This window comes from Mesorhizobium sp. P5_C1 (assembly GCF_054049815.1).
The window spans coordinates 1-3,351 of sequence record NZ_JBFULQ010000575.1 but is presented as its reverse complement, the minus strand read 5'-3'; the positions used below and the strand labels follow the sequence as shown (position 1 = coordinate 3,351).

At 63.2% G+C, this 3,351-nt stretch carries 3 protein-coding genes and 1 pseudogene; 3 read left to right on the top strand and 1 reads right to left on the bottom strand.

Annotated elements, in window-relative coordinates:
- Positions 1 to 345, bottom strand: a pseudogene (locus ACXJ7R_RS28120) (sugar ABC transporter substrate-binding protein); the annotation flags it as partial.
- A 287-nt stretch (positions 346 to 632) separates the two neighbouring features.
- On the opposite strand from ACXJ7R_RS28120, the gene ACXJ7R_RS28115 reads away from it, so the two are divergent.
- From ACXJ7R_RS28115 to rbsK, 3 genes are read left to right on the top strand one after another with little or no spacing between them, the layout of a single operon-like run.
- Positions 633 to 1,691 (top strand): ABC transporter ATP-binding protein, encoded by a 1,059-nt coding sequence (locus ACXJ7R_RS28115; protein ID WP_457154675.1) that lies wholly within the window; start codon positions 633 to 635, stop codon positions 1,689 to 1,691.
- Positions 1,692 to 1,718: 27 nt separating this feature from the next.
- A complete protein-coding gene (locus ACXJ7R_RS28110; protein ID WP_457154674.1) occupies positions 1,719 to 2,171 on the top strand; it encodes an RbsD/FucU family protein in 453 nt (150 codons plus the stop codon).
- A gap of 4 nt (positions 2,172 to 2,175) precedes the next feature.
- The gene (rbsK, locus tag ACXJ7R_RS28105; protein ID WP_457154673.1) at positions 2,176 to 3,108 is read left to right on the top strand and encodes a ribokinase; all 933 of its coding nucleotides are present in this window, start codon (positions 2,176 to 2,178) and stop codon (positions 3,106 to 3,108) included.
- The last annotated feature ends 243 nt before the right edge of the window (positions 3,109 to 3,351 follow it).

Genomic DNA, 3,351 nt, shown 5'->3' with positions numbered 1-3,351 from the left:
CTTCAGGAAGCCGCGGAACAGCACATTGTGCAGGTTCTGGTTGTTGAGACCCATGAAGGTCAGCTCGACACCGGCGAATTCGCCTTCCTTGACGTTGGCCTTGGTCGCCTCGAGGCAGAGTTCACCGACCTTCTRGAAGTCGGCGTCGGTCGGCTGACCTTTGCCCACGCCGGGGATCTGCAGGATTTTGGAGCGCAGTTCGCTTGCGGCGGAAGCCGGCCGGGTGAAAGCGCCGAGCCCGGCGCCGGATGCGGCCGCAATCGCAGCCATGCTGGCCGCGCCCTTCAAGATGTCGCGCCTTGTGGCGCCGGCACGCACCAGTTTATCGTAAAGACCTGTTCTCATCGACTATTCCTCCCAGAAATCAGTGTGAATGGATGTGGCCATTCTGTCGGTCGCTGGAGCGCCAGCGATACGTCCGGCTCGGAAACGAATTAGCAGGACCCCACCCTGCGTCGATTGAAGCTCCGATTGCGGATCTGGTTCCGACTTTGGACCAGCACTCGTCACTATTCTCACAACCAAACGCCGTGTCAACGAGGGTAGGTTTTTATCTATAAGAGACTGACTTGCCCTGACCGATTGCGTTGGTTAGCTTCTGCGCCTACGGCAGTGGAGCCGATGGGGGAGATATGGCGCAAGTCGCAATCAGCAAGGTGGCCAAGGCGTTTGGAACCGTCAAGGTTCTGCACGAAGTCAGCGTCGATATCGCTGACGGACAGTTCGTGGTGCTGGTTGGTCCTTCGGGTTGCGGCAAGTCCACGCTGCTCAGGATGGTGGCCGGGCTGGAGACCGTCTCCGGGGGCACGATCGCCATCGGCGACCGCATCGTCAATCATTTGCCGCCGGCCAAGCGCGACATCGCCATGGTGTTCCAGAACTACGCGCTCTATCCGCACAAGACGGTCGAGCAGAACATGGCCTTTGCGCTCAAGCTGCGGAAAACCGATCCAGCCGTGGTCGCCGAGCGGGTCRAGCGCGCCGCCGACATCCTCGACCTCAATCCCTACCTGAAGCGCTATCCCCGGCAGCTCTCAGGCGGCCAGCGCCAGCGCGTGGCGATGGGCCGCGCCATCGTGCGCAATCCGCAGGTGTTCCTGTTTGACGAGCCGCTGTCCAACCTCGACGCCAAGCTGCGCGTTCAGATGCGCACCGAGATCAAGGAATTGCACCAGCGGCTGAAGACCACCACCATCTACGTCACCCACGACCAGATCGAGGCCATGACAATGGCCGACAAGATCGTCGTCATGCGCGACGGCCGCATCGAGCAGGTCGGCGCGCCGCTGGAACTGTTCGACCGGCCGGCCAATCTTTTCGTCGCCGGCTTCATCGGCTCGCCTTCGATGAACCTGCTCAAGGGCACTATGCGCAAGGGTGGCAAGGCCGGCGTCGAGATATCAGGCTCACTGTTCCCGATTGCATCGGACAACGCCGCGAAGGACGGGCAAGCCGTCGTCTACGGCGTGCGGCCGGAGCATCTCGAGATCCATCCCGATGGCGTGCCGGCGAGGATTTCGGTGGTCGAGCCGACGGGCTCGGAAACGCTGGTGTTCCTGCGCTTCGGCGAGGGTGAGATGGTGGCACTGTTTCGCGAACGCCACGACTTCAAGCCGGGCGACACGCTTACCTTGAAGCCACGGCTCGACCAGATCCATCTCTTCGACGCCGAGACCGGCAAGCGTCTCTGATCTCCAACCGACTTCACGAGGAATACCATGCTCAAAGGGATCAATCCGTTGCTCAATGCCGACGTGCTGCAGGCATTGCGGGCGATGGGCCATGGCGATGATTTGATCATCGCCGACACCAATTTTCCGGCCGATTCGGTGGCGCGCCAGACGGCGCTGGGCCGCCTGCTGCGCATCGATGCGCCGGCCGCCGACGTGGCCAAGGCCGTGCTGTCGCTCTACCCGCTGGACACGTTCGTCGACGATGCCGCGGCGCGCATGGAGATCGTCGGCAAGCCCGACGAGATCCCGCCCGTGCAGAAGGAAGTGCAGAAGGAAATCGACAAGGCCGAAGGCAAATCGTGGCCGATGATCGCGGTCGAGCGCTACGCTTTCTACGAGCGCGCCAAGCAGGCTTATTGCGTCATCCAGACCGGTGAGCGCCGCTTCTATGGCTGCTTCGCCTTCCGCAAGGGCGTTGTGCCGCCGGATGCGGAGTAGCGGCATGGTTTCGGGCAAGCCTGTCGTCATCCTTGGCGTGTTCGTCGCCGACACCGCCTACCGCGCTGATCGCCAGCCACGCATGGGCGAGACGATCCTCGGCAACTCGTTCAAGCTGGGGCCGGGCGGCAAGGGCTCGAACCAGGCGGTGGCCGCCGGCAAGCTCGGCGCCGACGTCACCTTCCTCACCCGCCTCGGCGTCGATCCCTTCGCCGACATGGCGAGGCAGACCTGGGCCGGCGCGGGCGTCAAGGATGCCGTCATCGACACGCCGGAAAGCTATACCGGCGCTGCCTACATCTTCGTCGAGGAGACGACCGGCAACAACGCCATCATCGTCAGTCCCGGCGCGGCGATGCTGATTTCGCCGGCCGATATTGAAGCCAATGCCACGCTGATCAGCAGCGCGGGCGTCTTCGTCACCCAGCTCGAACAACCGATCGATGCCGCGCTGCGGGCGCTGGAGATCGCGCGCGGGGCAGGGGTGACGACCATCCTCAACCCGGCCCCGGCGGCAAAACTTCCTGACCGCATCTACACGCTGTGCGACTATCTCACGCCCAACGAGACGGAGACGGAGGAATTGACCGGGATGAAGGTCTCCTCGCTCGATGAGGCGCGCGCCGCCGCCGCAAGCCTGATCGAAAAGGGCGTCGGCACGGTCATCGTCACGCTTGGTGACAAGGGCGCGCTTTTGCACTCCAAGAACCGCTCCGACCATGTTCCTGCTGTTGGTGCGGGGCCGGTTGTCGAGACCACGGGGGCGGGCGACGCCTTCAACGGAGGCCTCGCCGCAGCGCTGTCTCGCGGTGTCGAGCCGCTGCAGGCGGTGCGGTTTGCCTGCGCGGTTGCCGGCATTTCCGTGACGCGACCCGGCACCGCGCCGTCCATGCCGACGCTGCAGGAGGTCGAGGCGCTGCTGGCGCAGGCGACCTGATAGCCTTGTGTTGGCGACCGTCTGGGTTCAACCCTTGTCCGGTGACGATCATTTACAGCCGATTTCATTTGGCTGTGCGAGCGTGAAAATCTACCTGGCTAAATCACCACGAAATCGGCGTTGGTGAGCGCAAGGTTTGCGGCCAGCGTGGCGAAATGGGTTGAGCCGCCAGCCGCACTGCCGTTGCTGTCATAATAGAGCCAGCCGGTATCCGTCTCGTAGATGATGTGGTCGTTGCCGTCG